At 67.8% G+C, this 14,968-nt stretch carries 17 protein-coding genes; 10 read left to right on the top strand and 7 right to left on the bottom strand.

What is annotated here, in order from left to right; all coding sequences use genetic code 11:
• Positions 1-41 precede the first annotated feature (41 nt).
• Positions 42-851 carry a universal stress protein gene (locus tag NH14_RS26120; protein WP_035529879.1) on the top strand — a complete coding sequence of 270 codons (810 nt, stop codon included), beginning with the start codon at positions 42-44 and terminating at the stop codon, positions 849-851.
• 175 nt (positions 852-1,026) lie between these two features.
• Positions 1,027-1,986 carry an Acg family FMN-binding oxidoreductase gene (locus tag NH14_RS26115; protein WP_035529882.1) on the top strand — a complete coding sequence of 320 codons (960 nt, stop codon included), beginning with the start codon at positions 1,027-1,029 and terminating at the stop codon, positions 1,984-1,986.
• Between the two features lie 66 nt (positions 1,987-2,052).
• On the opposite strand, the gene NH14_RS26110 is transcribed toward NH14_RS26115, so the two are convergent.
• A complete protein-coding gene (locus NH14_RS26110; protein ID WP_152617203.1) occupies positions 2,053-2,517 on the bottom strand; it encodes a hypothetical protein in 465 nt (154 codons plus the stop codon).
• A gap of 207 nt (positions 2,518-2,724) precedes the next feature.
• On the opposite strand from NH14_RS26110, the gene NH14_RS26105 reads away from it, so the two are divergent.
• The 5 genes from NH14_RS26105 (at position 2,725) to NH14_RS26085 (ending at position 8,727) form a co-directional block, all read left to right on the top strand.
• Positions 2,725-4,149: an MBL fold/beta-CASP domain-containing RNA metallo-hydrolase gene (locus NH14_RS26105; RefSeq protein ID WP_052148253.1), complete on the top strand. Its 1,425-nt coding sequence runs from the start codon at positions 2,725-2,727 to the stop codon at positions 4,147-4,149.
• 227 nt (positions 4,150-4,376) lie between these two features.
• Positions 4,377-6,494 (top strand): PAS domain-containing sensor histidine kinase, encoded by a 2,118-nt coding sequence (locus NH14_RS26100; RefSeq protein WP_084225700.1) that lies wholly within the window; start codon positions 4,377-4,379, stop codon positions 6,492-6,494.
• A complete protein-coding gene (locus NH14_RS26095; RefSeq protein ID WP_035529885.1) occupies positions 6,491-7,138 on the top strand; it encodes a response regulator in 648 nt (215 codons plus the stop codon). The genes NH14_RS26100 and NH14_RS26095 overlap by 4 nt, the downstream gene beginning before the upstream one ends.
• 232 nt (positions 7,139-7,370) lie before the next feature.
• On the top strand, positions 7,371-8,159 hold the full coding sequence (locus NH14_RS26090; RefSeq protein ID WP_035530007.1) for a helix-turn-helix domain-containing protein: 789 nt from the start codon (positions 7,371-7,373) through the stop codon (positions 8,157-8,159).
• A gap of 214 nt (positions 8,160-8,373) precedes the next feature.
• A complete protein-coding gene (locus NH14_RS26085; protein WP_035529886.1) occupies positions 8,374-8,727 on the top strand; it encodes a c-type cytochrome in 354 nt (117 codons plus the stop codon).
• A gap of 99 nt (positions 8,728-8,826) precedes the next feature.
• Here NH14_RS26085 and NH14_RS26080 read toward each other — a convergent pair whose 3' ends face one another.
• From NH14_RS26080 to NH14_RS26060, 5 genes are all read right to left on the bottom strand, one after another.
• Positions 8,827-9,168 (bottom strand): hypothetical protein, encoded by a 342-nt coding sequence (locus NH14_RS26080; protein ID WP_035529887.1) that lies wholly within the window; start codon positions 9,166-9,168, stop codon positions 8,827-8,829.
• A gap of 53 nt (positions 9,169-9,221) precedes the next feature.
• Entirely contained in the window at positions 9,222-9,461 is a 240-nt protein-coding gene (locus tag NH14_RS26075) for a hypothetical protein (RefSeq protein ID WP_035529888.1), read from the bottom strand.
• Positions 9,462-9,531: 70 nt separating this feature from the next.
• On the bottom strand, positions 9,532-9,810 hold the full coding sequence (locus tag NH14_RS26070; RefSeq protein WP_035529890.1) for a DUF1488 family protein: 279 nt from the start codon (positions 9,808-9,810) through the stop codon (positions 9,532-9,534).
• A gap of 97 nt (positions 9,811-9,907) precedes the next feature.
• Positions 9,908-10,762 carry a universal stress protein gene (locus NH14_RS26065; RefSeq protein ID WP_084225702.1) on the bottom strand — a complete coding sequence of 285 codons (855 nt, stop codon included), beginning with the start codon at positions 10,760-10,762 and terminating at the stop codon, positions 9,908-9,910.
• Between the two features lie 185 nt (positions 10,763-10,947).
• Complete coding sequence (locus NH14_RS26060) at positions 10,948-11,382, bottom strand: Hsp20/alpha crystallin family protein (protein ID WP_035530010.1); 435 nt, start codon at positions 11,380-11,382, stop codon at positions 10,948-10,950.
• Between the two features lie 343 nt (positions 11,383-11,725).
• On the opposite strand from NH14_RS26060, the gene NH14_RS26055 reads away from it, so the two are divergent.
• Together NH14_RS26055 and NH14_RS26050 are read left to right on the top strand one after the other, a co-directional pair.
• Positions 11,726-12,565 (top strand): universal stress protein, encoded by an 840-nt coding sequence (locus NH14_RS26055; RefSeq protein ID WP_035529893.1) that lies wholly within the window; start codon positions 11,726-11,728, stop codon positions 12,563-12,565.
• 51 nt (positions 12,566-12,616) lie between these two features.
• Positions 12,617-13,117 carry a universal stress protein gene (locus NH14_RS26050; RefSeq protein ID WP_035529894.1) on the top strand — a complete coding sequence of 167 codons (501 nt, stop codon included), beginning with the start codon at positions 12,617-12,619 and terminating at the stop codon, positions 13,115-13,117.
• A 73-nt stretch (positions 13,118-13,190) separates the two neighbouring features.
• On the opposite strand, the gene NH14_RS26045 is transcribed toward NH14_RS26050, so the two are convergent.
• The gene (locus NH14_RS26045) at positions 13,191-14,177 is read right to left on the bottom strand and encodes a zinc-dependent alcohol dehydrogenase family protein (RefSeq protein ID WP_035529895.1); all 987 of its coding nucleotides are present in this window, start codon (positions 14,175-14,177) and stop codon (positions 13,191-13,193) included.
• Between the two features lie 280 nt (positions 14,178-14,457).
• On the opposite strand from NH14_RS26045, the gene NH14_RS26040 reads away from it, so the two are divergent.
• Positions 14,458-14,961 carry a lecithin retinol acyltransferase family protein gene (locus NH14_RS26040; RefSeq protein ID WP_052148247.1) on the top strand — a complete coding sequence of 168 codons (504 nt, stop codon included), beginning with the start codon at positions 14,458-14,460 and terminating at the stop codon, positions 14,959-14,961.
• Positions 14,962-14,968 lie beyond the last annotated feature (7 nt).

Raw genomic sequence — 14,968 nt, 5'->3', positions numbered from 1 at the left:
ATTGCGTGTGAGCCTCGCCATTGACATTCAGGGACATCGCCATGGGCTACAAGACACTGCTCGTCCACCTCGACGATTCGGCGCGGCGCGACACGCGTCTTGCGCTCGCGCTCGATCTTGCAGGCCGCTTCGAGGCGCACCTCATCGGGCTGTATCTGCCGATGCCGTATCCGAACGCGCCGGTAACGGGCGGCGCGCCTGCGCTGGAGCGCCGCGAGCAAGCGCAAGCCGCGTTTCTCGAAGCGGGCATGCATGCGGGCTGCAGGGTCGAATGGCGCGCGCCGCAACCCGGCGACACCGCGACCGCGGTGCTGCACGCCCGTCACGCCGACCTGCTCGTGCTCGGGCAGCACGAGCGCGGCGACCACCCGATCGACCTGTCCAGCGGCTTCGTCACCGATCTGCTGATGACGGCCGCGCGGCCCGCCATCGTGGTGCCGCATTCCGGCGCGTTCCCGACCATCGCGGAAAACATCCTGATCGCCTGGGACGGCGGCCGCGAAGCGGCGCGCGCGGCCTCGGATGCCTTGCCGCTCTTGCGCCGCGCCAATTGCGTCTCGATCGAGGTGGTCGCCGCGCGCGACGGCGCGAAACGGCTGCGCGCCGAAGAAGAAGCGGCCGATGCCGCGGCATGGCTGGATCTGCACGATGTCAGCGCTTCGTTTCACGAAAGCGCCCGCGAGCCGGGCGTCAGGACGAGCACGGCGTTGCTCGGCCGCGCGAGCGATCTGCGCGCCGACCTGATCGTGGCGGGCGCTTACGCGCATTCGCGCATTCACGAGCGCGTGCTGGGCGGCGTGACGCGCAACCTGCTCGAAGCCATGACGGTGCCGGTCCTGATGTCCCATTGACGAAGTCTCACTGAGTCACGTTTGCGCGGCGGCGCGTCTTGCGCGGTGCCGCGCGTCTACCCGACGGGAGCCGACCATGCCCGACCATCCAGCCGCCATCGCTGCCCTCGCTGCCAGAGACAGCGCCCGCCAGCAGGCCCCCGAGGACGCTCCCGAGGACACGCACGCCTTCGCCATGCGATTCGCCACGCGTCATGCGACGCTTGCACCGTCGAGCCACAACAGCCAGCCATGGCGCTTCGTGCTCGGCACGGACCGCGTGATGCTATGCGCGGACCGGCTGCGCGCGCTGCCCGTGGTGGATCCGTACGACCGCGAACTCATCATCAGTTGCGGCGCTGCGCTCTTCAATCTGCGCGTGGCGATCGCGAGCCTCGGCATGGGCTACGCGATCACCCTGTTCCCGTCGAGCACCGACCCCGATCTGCTCGCAGAGGTGCGTCTGCTGCGCGAGCGCGCCACCGCGCCGGAGCTGGCTGCGCTCGTGGGCGCGATTTACGAGCGGGTCACCACGCGCCATCCGTTCGCGGCCGAGCCCGTCGACGCCGCCGTCGAACAGCACCTGATGGACGCCGCGCGCGCCGAAGGTGTCGAAGTCGCCTGCGTGAGCGAGAGCGAGCCGCGCAACGCGGTCGCCGGCCTCGTCGCCGAGGCCGACCGGCAGCAGTTCGCCGATCCGCGCTTCAGGCGCGAACTCGCGAAGTGGATCCACCCGCGCCGCACCGATGACGGCATGCCGGCCTACGCGGCCGGACTCGGCGGCCTGCTCGATTTCGCGACGCCGCTCGTGGCCTCGGCGATCCGGACGTTCGATCTCGGCGGCGGCGTGGCCGCCACGCACCGCGATCTGGCGGCGGGCTCGCCTCTGCTGCTATGTCTCGCGACCGGCGTGGACAATGCGCAGGCCTGGCTCGCCACGGGCCAGGCCCTCGAACGGGTGTTGTTGCTGGCGACCGTCCACGGCCTGTGCGCTTCGTATCTGAACCAGCCCATCGAAGTCCCGGAGCTGCGGCCGCGACTCGGCGCCATGATGGGGCTGCAGGGTGCGTACTTTCCGCAACTGCTGTTGCGCATCGGTCACGGAACGCCCGACGCGGCGACGCCGCGGCGGCCGCTCGAGGCGGTCTTGTCCTGAGAGGAGAGCGCCCGGGCATTCGCGGCTTTGCCCGCCGCCGAACCCGGCGCGCGCCCCGGGGTTCGTTCATTGCGCGCCGCCCACCTCGCGCGCGAATTCGAGCTGGGCGTCGCGCAACTGCGCCGCGCAGGACCGGTAGAGCCACCCCGGCCCGTTGTTGGTGCTGTACATGCCCCGGCACATGCCCTTCAGGCGAACGGTCGCCGTTCCATCGGCCGCTGTCTCGCGTACCGCCCAGAAATACGCCACGCCGAATTCGTGCGGCATGCGCGTTTCGATCGCCTCGTCGCTGATCCGCGCGATCCGCGTGGGCGAATGCAACTGGACGAACACCCGCGCCCGGCTCCATGCCCGCGCACAATCGACGGGCGCCGCGCAATGGACTGCCGCCTGCTCGCGTACCGCCTGCAGGCCGGTTTCCGTTTGACGGAAGGCCTCGCGGCTCGCATCGGTCGCGCACGCCGCAAGCAGCGACGCAAGCAGCGCCGCGAGCCAAACCGGGGCCCGCCGCAAACTCGATCCATGAAACATCGCTGGGGCTCCCACCCGAAAACCGGCTCGCGACGGCGAGCCGCATGCCCCAATGTATGGATCGTCCGGTCCCGCCCGATTGATCTGGCTCAATCCACGCTGTCGCCCGCCAAAGGTTTCCCGCCTGATCCAGGTCAATTGTGTGGTAGCGAAGCGCGCTCCAATGGACACCAGACGCACCCTGCGGTGCATGGCGAGGAGAGCATGATGAAGCTGACTTTTCTGGGCGCGGCGCAAACGGTCACGGGCTCGCGCTACCTGCTGGAAGCGCAAGGCAAGCGGGTGTTGATCGACTGCGGGCTGTTCCAGGGCACGAAGAACCTGCGGCTGCGCAACTGGGAGCCGCTGCCGTTTCCGGCCGATACGCTCGACGCCGTCATCCTCACGCATGCGCATATCGATCACTGCGGCTATCTGCCGGTGCTGGCGCGCAATGGATTCCGCGGACCGGTCTATTGCACGCCGGGCACCGCCGCCCTGTGCGAAATCATGCTGCGCGACAGCGCGCGCCTGCAGGAGGAGGACGCCGCGTTCGCGAACCGCCACGGCTTTTCGAAGCACCATCCCGCCCTGCCGCTCTACACGCTCGAAAACGCCGAAGCGGCGCTGCGGCTCATCGGCCCGAGCGAATTCGATGTGCCGGTCTCGCTCGGCGAGCATCTGACTTTCCGCTTCCTGCCTGCCGGGCATATCCTCGGCGCCGCGAGCGTCGTGCTGTGCAGCGGGCATACGGTGCTCGCGTTTTCCGGCGACCTCGGACGCCCCGACGATCCGCTCATGCGCGCGCCGTCGCCGCCCGTGCACGCCGACTATCTCGTGGTCGAGTCGACCTACGGCGACCGGCTGCACGCCGCCCTCAATCCCGAAGACGAACTGGCCGACATGTTCGCGCGCACCTTCGCGCGCGGCGGGATCGTGGTGATACCCTGCTTCGCGGTGGGCCGCGCGCAGGAGGTGCTTTACTACATCGCGCACCTCAAGGAGGCGGGGCGCATGGCGAACGTTCCGGTCTATCTGGACAGCCCGATGGCGATCAGCGTCACCGAGCTCTACCGGCACCATATGCGCGAGCACAAGCTGACCATCTCGCAGCTGCACGCCATCGACCACGCGGCGGTCATGACGCGCAGCGTCGACGACTCGAAGGCCATCGCTTCGCGCCACGGGCCGATGGTCATCATCGCGGGCAGCGGCATGGCCACGGGCGGGCGCGTGCTGCATCACCTGAACCTCTATGCGCCCGACCAGCGCAACACCATCGCGCTGGTGGGCTTCCAGGCGCCCGGCACGCGCGGCGCGGCGCTGGAAGCGCACGCGCCAACCATCAAGCTGCACGGCGATTACGTGCGCGTGCGCGCCGAAGTCGCCTCGATCTCGTCGCTGTCGGCGCATGCGGACTACCGGGAGACGTTGCGCTGGCTGGCCGGCATGACGTGCCCGCCCACCCGCACGTTCGTGACGCACGGCGAGCCCGCCGCGGCCGACGCGCTGCGCCGCCGCATCGCGGAAACGCTGCATTGGGACTGCTGCGTGCCGGAGCAAGGCCAGACGATCGAGCTTCCCGAGAACCCGGTTCGCGCCCAGCCGTGCCCGCCCCGCGAAGCGACGGACGCCGCGCGGCCGATGGCATAAGCGGACTGCGCCGGAGCGGCGCGCGCCCGCCCCTCGGGGCGGGATTGCGCGCCGCACCGCAAAACGTGCAAGTTTTTCCGGACACGCGCGTGCGTGGCACGTAAAATTCTGTCAGGCAGTCCATGCGATGTCGGGCATCGGGCTTTCTCCCACCAAGCCGCTACTTTATTTGTGAATGGCGCACGCACCCGCTCCATACAGGCGTCATTGCGTCCTGGACCGTTGCCATGAGCTCAGGCGCTAAACCGCAGGAGAGCGCCGCGCACGGCGCGGCGAGCGGGCTCGTTGTGCGGATTCGCCAGCCGGCCGTGGCATCGGCGCTGGCATTCGTGGTCGTTTTGACGCTCGCGCTCGCGGTCGCCGTGTTTGTCGCGCAGCAATGGCAGACCGCCGCCGGGCAGCGTTTTGCCCGCCGCACGTCCGCGCTGCGCGCGACCGTCGAGCAGGCGCTCATCGCCGACGAAACCATGCTGCGCGGCGCGCGCGGATGGCTCGCGCAAACCCCCGCCCCCAATGCCGACGACTGGCAACGCAAGGTCGGCGCCGCCGATCTGGAAAACGCGCGCCTCGCCGTCGTCGCGCTGGGCTATATTCCGCAGCCTTCCGCGCAACCCTCCGCACAACTTTCCACGCAATCCTCCGGCGCTCAACACGCAGCGCCCGCGCAGCCCGATGCCGCGCCGCTGTGGGCCGGGCCCGCCGCCGAACCCGGCAATACGCGGGTCCGGAGCGTCGCCAGCGTGGTGGCGCGCCGCTACGCCGTGCAAACCGGCAAGGCCGGGCTCACCGCCGAACCGGCCTCGGACGCCGCCCCGCCTCGCCTGGTGCTTTATCTGCCCGTCTACGCCGCGCACGACGCGCAGCGGCCGCTCGCGGGATTCGCCGTGGCCGCGCTCGACGCGCGGCGGCTCTTCGAGCCGATACTCGCCGCCCAGCCGGATCTCGCGCTAGCCGTCCACGCCGGGCAGCCGGCCGTCGAGGTATTCCGCAGCGCCCCGACCGAAGGCGCCGAAGTCACGCCCGGCGCGCGCTTCGAGCATCGCGACACGCTCGCGTTCGGCGGCGCCACCCTCACGCTCGATGCGAGCACGGACGGCAGCCCGCTCGTCACAGGCGCGGCCGCCTGCGCCGCGGCCGTTCTGCTCGCCGGCGCCGCCGCAGCCGCGCTCTGCGCCTGGCTCGCCTACCGCCTCGCCCGCGCGGCCGCGGCTCCCGCTCTCGCGCCCGCCCCGGCCGGCACCGACGCCCGCCTGAACGAAGCGCGCATGATGGGCATCATCCGCTCGTCGATGGAGGCCATCATCACCGTGGACGAAATGCAGCGCGTGGTGATCTTCAATCCGGCCGCCGAGTTCATCTTCGGGCTCTCCGCCATGGAAGCGATCGGCGCCCCGCTAGCGCGCTTCATTCCCGAACGCTTTCGTTCGGCCCACGAGCACCACGTCGACCAGTTCGGCGCCACGGGCGTCACCGAGCGCCAGATGGGCCGCCAGCAGCGCGTGCTGTTCGGCCTGCGCGCCAACGGCGAGGAATTTCCCATCGAAGCATCGATTTCGCAGATCCGCGACGCCTCCGGCAAGCTCTACACGGTCATGTTGCGTGACATCACGGAGCGGCTGCGCGCGGAGAATTCGCTCAAGCGCTCGCGCGAAGAGCTGCGCGAACTCTCGGCCAACCTGCAGAACGTGCGCGAAGCCGAAAAAACGCGGATCGCCCGCGAGCTTCACGACGATCTCGGCCAGCGGCTCACGGCGCTCAAAATCGATCTTTCCTCGCTCGCGCACCGGCTCGCCGGGTCCATCAACGACGACATCGCCGCGCGCCTCGACGGCATGAGCAAGCTGATCGACTCGACCGTGCGGGCGGTACGGCGCATCGCCGCCGACCTGCGCCCGGTCATGCTCGACGACCTCGGGCTCGTGCCGGCCATCGAATGGCTCGCGAACGATTTCACGAGCCGCTATGGCATCGAGGTGCAGCGGCACATCCACACCGGCGGCGCAGCGTTTTCGAGCGCAGCGGCTTCGTCGCTCTTTCGCATCATCCAGGAAGCGCTCACCAACGTCGCGCGACACGCGGAGGCCAGCATCGTCATCCTGACACTCGAAGTCGATGGCCAGCGCTGCACCCTGCGCATCACCGACAACGGCCGCGGCGCGCAGGACGCCGCCGGCGACCCGCTGCGCCGCGCCAGCCACGACAAGTCGTTCGGTTTGCTTGGCATCCGCGAGCGCGCGCATATGTTCAATGGAGTCGTCGAGATCGATACGGCTCCCGGCGAAGGCTTTGCCATTACCATCACCTTCGAGCTCGACGCCCTTTTATCCGAGGAGATCGCTTCATGATCCAGGTGATCCTCGCCGACGACCACGCGCTCGTGCGCGACGGTCTGCGCCGCATCCTCGAGGACGCGCACGATTTCGAAGTCGTGGGCGAAGGCTGCGACGGCGCCACCACGCTCGCGCTCGTGCGCGAGCGCGCCGCCAAGGTGCTGGTGCTCGATCTTTCCATGCCGGGACGCAGCGGCGTGGATCTCATCAAGCAGATCAAGGACGAACGGCCCGCGCTGCGCATTCTCGTGCTGACCATGCACGCCGAGCAGCAATACGCGGTGCGCGCGTTCAAGGCCGGCGCCTCGGGCTATCTCACCAAGGAAAGCGCCAGCGCGGAACTCGTGAACGCCGTTACGAAAGTCGCGACAGGCGGCGTCTACGTGAGCATGGCCATGGCCGAGCGCTTCGCACAAAGCCTGAACGAGCCCTCCGACACGCTGCCGCATCAGCGGCTCTCCGACCGCGAGTTCGAGGTGTTCCGGCGTCTCGCCAACGGGGAAACCATCGGCGAAATCGCTCACGCGCTCTGCGTGAGCGCGAAGACCGTCAGCACCTACAAGGTGCGCATTCTCGAAAAGATGGAGATGCCGCACGAGGCCGCCCTCGTGCGCTATGCCCTGCGCCACAAGCTGCTCGACGATCAGGACGAGCCCTGAACCCTGAGCCCCGAGCCCTGCCAGCGGTGCGTCGCCGCAGGGCTCAGCGTCGCATTGCCGCACGCCTGTAGGAATTGCCCTACATCACTTCTATCCTGCGTACGCTGCTTTCCATCGCCGCCGATTTATTTCCGAGATGGCGTCGCCGATACTGCCTGCATGGAAACCAAACTGATTCGCCCGATGCAGCGTGAATCCCACGCGCACCTCGCGCGATGAACTGGAGACTGTCATGTATGCCGAGCCCGTCTGCGAGTCCTCCGTGCCTGCCCCCTCTGAGCTGCCCTGGCCAGTGATCATGCTGCAGCCCGCGGTACGGGAAGCGGCCCCGCGCCGCCCGGCCTCGCGCTGCTCCACCTGCTCGCTGCGCGCGGTCTGCATGCCCGCGGATCTCACCTCCGACGAACTTCAGCAACTGGATACCGTGGTCCTCACGACCCGCAACGTGCGGCGCGGCGAAGCGCTGTTTCGCACCCACGATGCATTCCAGAGCCTGTATGCCGTGCGCACTGGCTCATTCAAGACGGTCGTCATGCATCGCGATGGCCGCGAGCAGGTCACGGGCTTCCAGATTCCGGGCGAGCCGCTCGGCCTCGACGGCGTATGCGCCGGCACGCACAACTGCGATGCGATCGCACTCGAGGACAGCACGGTCTGCATCATTCCGTTCGGCCAGTTCGAGACGCTCTGCCGCGAGAGCCGGCGCATGCAACGCCATTTCTACCAGTTGATGAGCGGCGAAATCGTGCGCGAATCGAGCCTCATGATGCTGCTGGGCACGATGACCGCGGAGCAGCGGCTAGCGACCTTTCTGCTCGATCTCGCCGCGCGCTTTCGCACGCGGGGCTACTCCGGCGCGCAGTTCAATCTGAAGATGAGCCGTGAGGAAATCGGCTGCTTCCTCGGCATGAAGCTCGAAACCGTGAGCCGGATGTTTTCGCGCTTTCACCGGGACGGGCTGGTCGAGCCGAGCGGCAAGCAGATCCGCATCGTCGATTCGGAAGGTCTTTCCCGCGTGTGATCCGCGCCGCTCTTATCCCGCTCTTATCCGATCGACGCAGCGATAGATCCGGCGATTGACTCAGGTCAACGGCATGGCGCCCTCCAATGAGAGCATGGGCCGAGACAGCCAGCCTTTGCGGCCTGAGCGCCGCGCCAGGAGACCCGCCATGCCTTATCAACGCATTCCAGCCGCTATCCCAGCCGCTACGCCGGCCGCCATTGCGCGGCGGCGCATGCCGGGCCGCCTTCCGGTACGCGCCATCCTCGTGCGCGCGGCTGCGGCGCTGGCGGTTTCCCTGCCGGCGGCCAGCGCGTTCGCCCAGGTCGCGGAGCCGACCGATCTGGTCGATCAGCAGCACTGCATGTTCTGCCATACGTCGGACGAACCCTTTCTCGCCCCTTCGTTCCACCAGATCGCGGAGCGCTACCGCGACAAGCCCAACGCAACCACGATGCTGGTGGAAAAGCTCAGGCATGGCGGCAAGGCTCACTGGGGCGACATGGCCATGCCATTGCCCGAGGATCGGGGCGGACCGCTTTCGGCCGAGGACGCGCGCAAGCTCGTCCAGTGGGTGCTGAGCCAGTAGCCAAATAACCAGTCAGTAGCCAGCAGGCCAGCCCGGCCGCGTCCTCGCGGCCGGAAACGCTTGGGCAACGCTTTCGGATCGCCCGATCCGCTCTCAATCTCAATGATCGCGCCGCATGCGGCCGTCCTGCGCCGCGCCCGCGCTTCGGACTGCGCGGCGCAGTTCGTACTCGGCGGCATCGAAGGCTTCGCGCATGGCGGCGATCGGATCGGCGCCGGTGCAATGAACGATAGGTTTGAGCTCGCTCGCGGCGGAAAGGAGATCGAGCCGCACATCGTAGACATCGGCATGATCCGCCTTGCGCACCGACTCGATGGCGAGATGACAGGCTTTGAGCAAGCCGCTGAACCGTTCGAGACGCAATAGCTGCACGCCGGCTTCAGCCTCGATGGCAGCGGTGCCCGCAAAGCCCAGATACACAATTTGCATTCCCAGTCCCATCGCACTGGCTCCCTGCCTTGTCCTGCTCTTCAACTTCCAGCCCTGCGCGCGGCCTATACGCGAAACACATGCAGGTTCTTGAGATCGACCCACAGCATGCCCTCGCGCAAACCATCCAGCACTGCGGCGGCCTCCGTGTCGAAGGTCCGATGATGTGCGAACGCATGGCCAAACGGCTGTTCCGGCTCGCTCTGCGTAATGCTGATATGGCAGGTAAAACCGCCCTGCGGTGCGGGCGACGTGATCGCTTCGACGATCCACGTGCCCGAGTTGACTGTGCCCTTGAGTGTCATGACCCGATCTCCGTCTCGTGGCGGGTGGCGCAAGCGATGGCGTACAAAGCGGCGTACATGGCGGCGCGCATCATCGGCCACAAACGCGGAACACGCCGCTGTGCAGCAGGACCGGCACGCCGTGGGTGGCTTCGATCAGCGTGGCCGCGGCGTCCTCGATGGCGCCGCGATGCGCGCAAAATGCCGCGACGAGATCCGGCTCGCGAATCGACGCCGCGCCGAAATGGTCTTCGAGCGCCTCGGCGGTGATGCCGCACTGAATCCGCTTGCCGTCCACCTGAACGGGGAACACCAGGGTGTAGCACTCCGAATCGTACTGGGGCGCCATCTGTGGGAACGAAATTTCCATGACCCGATCTCCTCACCGCGTCGGCGACAAGCCATTCACGCCGGCGATTAAATTCAGGATACGGTTCGGCGTGCCGCACCCGTTGACGCATATCAATTCAATGGATGCCGCTCGCGCCCGCGAGCGACGCCGGTCCCGAAAGCTGCGGCACGAGCAGCAGCGGCAATACGGTACGTTGCGCGACCTCGGCCGCGACGCTCCCGAAGCGCCACCGCCCGCCCTCATGGCCGCCGCGCGTGCCCAGCACGAGCAGGTCGGCGCGCCATTGCAGCGCGGCCTCGACGATCGCGTGCGCGGCGGCGTCGCCATCGTGCCGCGCCGGCAGAACGACCGCTTCGAAGTCTTCGGGATGCCGCGCCGACGCCGGGTCGCAGGCCAGATAGCCCACCCGCAGCGCCGCGCCCGCGGGCGCGACGCGCGCGGCTTGCCGAACCGCGACCGCCGACGCGGCGCTCCCGTCGCTCGCGACGAAAATGCGCTGCGGCGGCACCCGGGATCGGCGCGCGAAAGGCTGCGGCAGCACCAGCACGGAACACCGCGACGCGCCCGCGAGCGCGACCGGGTCCGAGGGCGCGCCAATCGCGAGATCCGCCTGCCAGGCGCGCATGGCGCGCGCGAACGCTTCTGTCTGCCCCTCGCCCTCGTTCCGTTCGAGGATCTCAGAATGGGCTTCGATGCCGCACCGCGCGAGCGTCTCGCAGGCCGCATCGACGGTTGCGCTCAGCGGAATCCGCTTGACGGCGTCCTGCGCGGGACGGGCTCCCGCCTCCGCATCCGCAGGCCCGGACGCCGTTGCCGCGATGCACACGTGCACGCGCGCGCCATGCAGTGCCCAGCCGGCCACGCAGTCGAGCAGCGAAGCCATGTGTTCACGTCCAGTCATCAGGGCAACTACGCGCGAGAACGGCGCAACGACTGGCATGCCGATCGATAGAGTGGCGGAACGCTTCATTTTTTGACTCCCCCGGCATAAGCGCGCACCGTCTCGCGCCGGCACGCGCCTTGTGTGTCTTGCGGATGGCCCGCACGCGCAAGGAAGAAAAAAGCGCAGAGCGTAACCCCTGCGCCACCCCGGCGCGCGCCGTGCGCGCCCCGCACAGGTCGACGCGCCGACCTCCCCTTCAAGCCTTGCAGCGCTTACTCGACCTGCAGGCGCTTATGCTCCGTCGGGGCCTTCTTCGGCAGCGTCAGCGACAGCACGCCATCCTGATACTGGGCGCTCGCCGTGCTCTCGTCGATATCGCCCGCCAGCGAGAACGAACGCGCAAACGCACCGCTATAACGCTCGCGGCGGATGACCCGCTCGCCTTCCTTCTGTTCGGTGTTGCGTTCGACCTTCGCGTGGATCGACACCACATTGCCGTCGATCTTCACGTCGATGTCCTGCTTGTTCACGCCCGGCAATTCCGCCTTGACCGTGTAGGCCTTATCGCTCTCGGTCACGTCGATCTTCATCGCCGCCAGATCGTTGTCCTCCGCCGCGAGCAGTCCACGCATCGGGCGGAAAAGCCCTTGAAACAAGTCGGAAACCGGCTCGATCGAAAACGGGTCGTAACGTGTCAGATTGCTCATCGCCATTTCTCCTTTGAGCTGTGAGTTGCCGCACGGCCCGCTCATCGAACCGTCCGGCCGACTGGGCTTGTGCCCACACCTTGCGCACCGCACGCTGCGGCGCGCTCCGTCTTCAATCTAAGAACACGCGGCTTTTCTCAATTGATCTGGCTCAATGCTCGGGCTCTTGCCAGGCGCATTGGCGCCGTGCTGTCGCGCGGTCGCGTGCCACGAGCAGACGCTTGATTTAAATCAAGGGCGATGGGGCGCCCATTCTTAGACTCGAATCAATTCGTCGCCCGCTTCGGGGCGGGCCGCGATTGCCGCTCCCCCGATTGCCGCTTCCCCTTCCCGGAGCCCTGCCATGACCTACAAGACCTTGACGGTTCATCTGGATACGAGCGCGCGCGCCAGCGCACGGCTCTCGCTCGCGTTGAAGCTCGCGCGCACGTATGGCTCGCATCTGAACGGCCTGTTCGCCGTCTTCGAGCCGAGCCCGCGCGAATTCCATGTCATGGCGGGCACGGCCGACTACTACGACGCGCACCGCAAACTCCGGGCGGAGCAGCGCGCCGCGATCGAGCGGCTGTTTCATGCGGAGCTGGCACGCGCGCAGGTCGAGGGCGCGTGGCTGGCCGCCGGGGACGCACCGATCGCCGCCGTCACGCAGCGCAGCCGCACCTCCGACCTGACGATCATCGGACAAACCGATCTGAGCGAACCGGAAGCCTACGTGGCCGATCATTTCGCCGAATCCGTCGTGCTGGGCGCCGGCGGCCCCGTGCTCGTGATGCCATACACCGGCTACTTCGAATCGACCGGCGAGCGCGTGCTGATCGCGTGGAACGGCAGCCGCGAGGCGACGCGCGCGGTTCACGATGCGATTCCGTTCATCGCGCGCGCCGCGCACGTCACGATTGCCGCCACATCGAGCACCTTCAAGTCCGCGGCTTCTCCGGCTTCGTGCACGGATCTGGCGGCCATGCTCGCACGCCATGGCGCGAACACGGTGGACATCGCCCACATCGACCGAGGCGCCTCGGAATCCACCGGCGACGCGCTGCTCAGCCACGCCGCGGATGGCGGATTCGACCTGCTCGTGATGGGGGCGTACGGCCACGCGCGGCTGCAGGAAACCGTGCTGGGCGGCGCGACGCGCTCGATCCTGAGCACGATGACGCTGCCCGTGCTCATGTCCCACTGAACGGCCGCGAGCCCCTGTTCCCGAGTCCCCTGACGCGCCTGGAGGCACACCATGTATTCACGCATTCTCGTTGCACTCGACGGCAGCCGGACCGCTTCCACGGCGCTCGATGCCGCGATCCAGCTCGCGCGCGACAGTGGCGCGGAGCTGCAGCCCCTTTACGTGATCGACATGCCGATGCTCGCTTACGACGTGCCGGGCTTCGATCCGTCGATCGTCCGCGATGCATACGTCGAAGAGAGCCGGCTGATCAGCACCGACGCCCAGGCGCGCATGACAGCCGCGGGCGTGAAAGGCGCGCCGCGCACGGCCGAAGTCGAACTGGGCGTGGAAGACATCGCGCAATGCATCGAACGCACCGCCGCCAACTGGGGCGCGGATCTGATCGTCATGGGCACGCACGGGCGCCGCGGCGTGCAGCGGCTGATGCTCGGCAGCGTCGCGGAGCGCGTGCTGCGCAGTGCGTGCCGCCCCGTGCTGCTGGTGCCCGCGCGGGCGGCAGCGCCCGAGGCCAAAACAGCCGATGACCGCCCGGCAAGCGTGACGGCATGAGTCTCTCGCGGGCAAACGCCACCATCGCCCCACTGCCACATTGCCCGGCTGCGACGCCTGCAACGTCCCCTGGCTAGCGCATCGTCAGCACCGCGGCGCCCGTAAAGCGGCCCGCGCGCAGGTCCGCAAGCGCCTCGTTCGCGCGCGCGAGCGGCCAGACCGTGGTCTCGATCTCGATCTTGTGCCTTGCGGCGATGGCCATGAACGCCGCGCCGTCCTCGCGCGTGAGATTCGCCACGGAGACGATCCTGCGCTCCTCCCACAGCCATGCATACGGAAACGACGGAATGTCGCTCATGTGGATGCCACCGCAGACAACCGTGCCGCCCTTGGCCACGGCGCGCAGCGCGGCGGGCACCAGCGCGCCCACGGGCGCGAACAGCAGCGCGGCATCGAGCGGCTCGGGCGGCGTTTCGTCGCTGCCGCCCGCCCACGCTGCGCCAAGACGCCGCGCGAAACGCTGCGCGTCGTGGTCGCCGGGACGCGTGAACGCATACACCGTGCGCCCCTGATGCCGCGCGACCTGCGCGACGATATGCGCCGCCGCGCCGAACCCGTAGATGCCGATACAGGGCGCGTCGCCCGCCATCGCCAGCGTGCGGTAGCCAATCAGCCCGGCGCACAGCAGCGGCGCGGCTTCGATATCGCTGTACTGGCGCGGCAAGTGGAAGCAATAACGCGCGTCGGCGACCGTGCGCTCGGCATAGCCGCCGTCAATCGTGTAGCCCGTGAAGCCGGGCGCGTCGCAAAGGTTTTCGCGCCCGCGCTGGCAGAAGCGGCACTGTCCGCAGGTGTGGCCGAGCCACGGCACGCCCACGCGGTCGCCGGGCGCGAAGCCCGTGACGCCCGCGCCGAGCGCGGCCACGGTGCCGACGATTTCATGCCCCGGAATCAACGGGCGCCTCGGGTGCCGCAGATCGCCGTCGACCACATGGAGGTCGGTGCGGCACACGCCGCAGGCATGAACGTCGATCAGCAACTGGCCCGCTGAGGGCACCGGGTCCGGCACATCCGCCTCCCGCAACTGCGGACTGGTACCGTCGAACAGCATGGCTCGCATCGTCGATCTCCCGTCGGTCTGAAGTGGGTGCCCGGACACTGGCACCCCATTCTCCCTCTTCCACTTACTCCCAATTCGATATCAGCATCACACGCTTCCAGCGTAGGCAATTTCCGACAATGACACTACACATCACACGCCAGTTTCAGCTAGCGCTGATTGTTGACGCCCGCCCCAAAACCAATACTTAAGGCGTGACGAGAGCAGAACTGCGCATCGGTCGTGCGGCAAAACGCTGTTTCAGCCGCGTCCGGATCGCCACAGTGTTCGGGAGCAAGCCATGGACCAGCGCGAAGAACCAGAATGCACAGATGTCCTGTGCACCTGCGATTTGTGCGTCGGCGCCCACCTCGCCACACAGCGGCCCGGCTACGTGCATCACGGCATCTACATCGGAAACGGCCGCGTCATTCACTACGCCGGGTTCTCCCGCCATCTTGGCAGCGGCCCAGTCGAAGCCATCTCGATCGAGGAGTTTTCGGCGGGTTTCGGTCTCCAGCTCGTCCAGCATCCACACGCGCAATACACCGGTCGCGAAATCGCGCGCCGCGCGGCATCCCGCCTTGGCGAGCACAACTACAAGCTGCTCACCAACAATTGCGAGCACCTGTGCCTCTGGTGTGTGCTTGGGCAAGGACGCAGCCATCAGGTCGATGCGTGCATGCGCAATCCCGCGCGCGCCGTGCGCGTGCTGTTCACGCTGCTTCTCTGCAAGGTGGTTCGCGACTGGATGCAGGCTTCATCGGGCAGGACCGTCGAAGTGCCCGTCCCGGAGATGAGCTGACCCACAT

Source organism: Paraburkholderia sacchari (assembly GCF_000785435.2).
Lineage (GTDB): Bacteria > Pseudomonadota > Gammaproteobacteria > Burkholderiales > Burkholderiaceae > Paraburkholderia > Paraburkholderia sacchari.
Note: the sequence above shows the minus strand (reverse complement) of the source record. Positions and strands in the feature narration are given on the sequence as shown.

Coding starts and splice junctions, on each gene's coding strand:
- NH14_RS26040 (WP_052148247.1), top strand. CDS start 14,458: ATGGACCAGCGCGAAGAACCAGAATGCACAGATGTCCTGTGCACCTGC.
- NH14_RS26070 (WP_035529890.1), bottom strand. CDS start 9,810: ATGGAAATTTCGTTCCCACAGATGGCGCCCCAGTACGATTCGGAGTGC.
- NH14_RS26090 (WP_035530007.1), top strand. CDS start 7,371: ATGTATGCCGAGCCCGTCTGCGAGTCCTCCGTGCCTGCCCCCTCTGAG.
- NH14_RS26095 (WP_035529885.1), top strand. CDS start 6,491: ATGATCCAGGTGATCCTCGCCGACGACCACGCGCTCGTGCGCGACGGT.
- NH14_RS26110 (WP_152617203.1), bottom strand. CDS start 2,517: ATGTTTCATGGATCGAGTTTGCGGCGGGCCCCGGTTTGGCTCGCGGCG.
- NH14_RS26060 (WP_035530010.1), bottom strand. CDS start 11,382: ATGAGCAATCTGACACGTTACGACCCGTTTTCGATCGAGCCGGTTTCC.
- NH14_RS26080 (WP_035529887.1), bottom strand. CDS start 9,168: ATGGGACTGGGAATGCAAATTGTGTATCTGGGCTTTGCGGGCACCGCT.
- NH14_RS26065 (WP_084225702.1), bottom strand. CDS start 10,762: ATGAAGCGTTCCGCCACTCTATCGATCGGCATGCCAGTCGTTGCGCCG.
- NH14_RS26075 (WP_035529888.1), bottom strand. CDS start 9,461: ATGACACTCAAGGGCACAGTCAACTCGGGCACGTGGATCGTCGAAGCG.
- NH14_RS26100 (WP_084225700.1), top strand. CDS start 4,377: ATGAGCTCAGGCGCTAAACCGCAGGAGAGCGCCGCGCACGGCGCGGCG.
- NH14_RS26055 (WP_035529893.1), top strand. CDS start 11,726: ATGACCTACAAGACCTTGACGGTTCATCTGGATACGAGCGCGCGCGCC.
- NH14_RS26115 (WP_035529882.1), top strand. CDS start 1,027: ATGCGATTCGCCACGCGTCATGCGACGCTTGCACCGTCGAGCCACAAC.
- NH14_RS26050 (WP_035529894.1), top strand. CDS start 12,617: ATGTATTCACGCATTCTCGTTGCACTCGACGGCAGCCGGACCGCTTCC.
- NH14_RS26045 (WP_035529895.1), bottom strand. CDS start 14,177: ATGCGAGCCATGCTGTTCGACGGTACCAGTCCGCAGTTGCGGGAGGCG.
- NH14_RS26085 (WP_035529886.1), top strand. CDS start 8,374: ATGCCGGGCCGCCTTCCGGTACGCGCCATCCTCGTGCGCGCGGCTGCG.
- NH14_RS26120 (WP_035529879.1), top strand. CDS start 42: ATGGGCTACAAGACACTGCTCGTCCACCTCGACGATTCGGCGCGGCGC.
- NH14_RS26105 (WP_052148253.1), top strand. CDS start 2,725: ATGAAGCTGACTTTTCTGGGCGCGGCGCAAACGGTCACGGGCTCGCGC.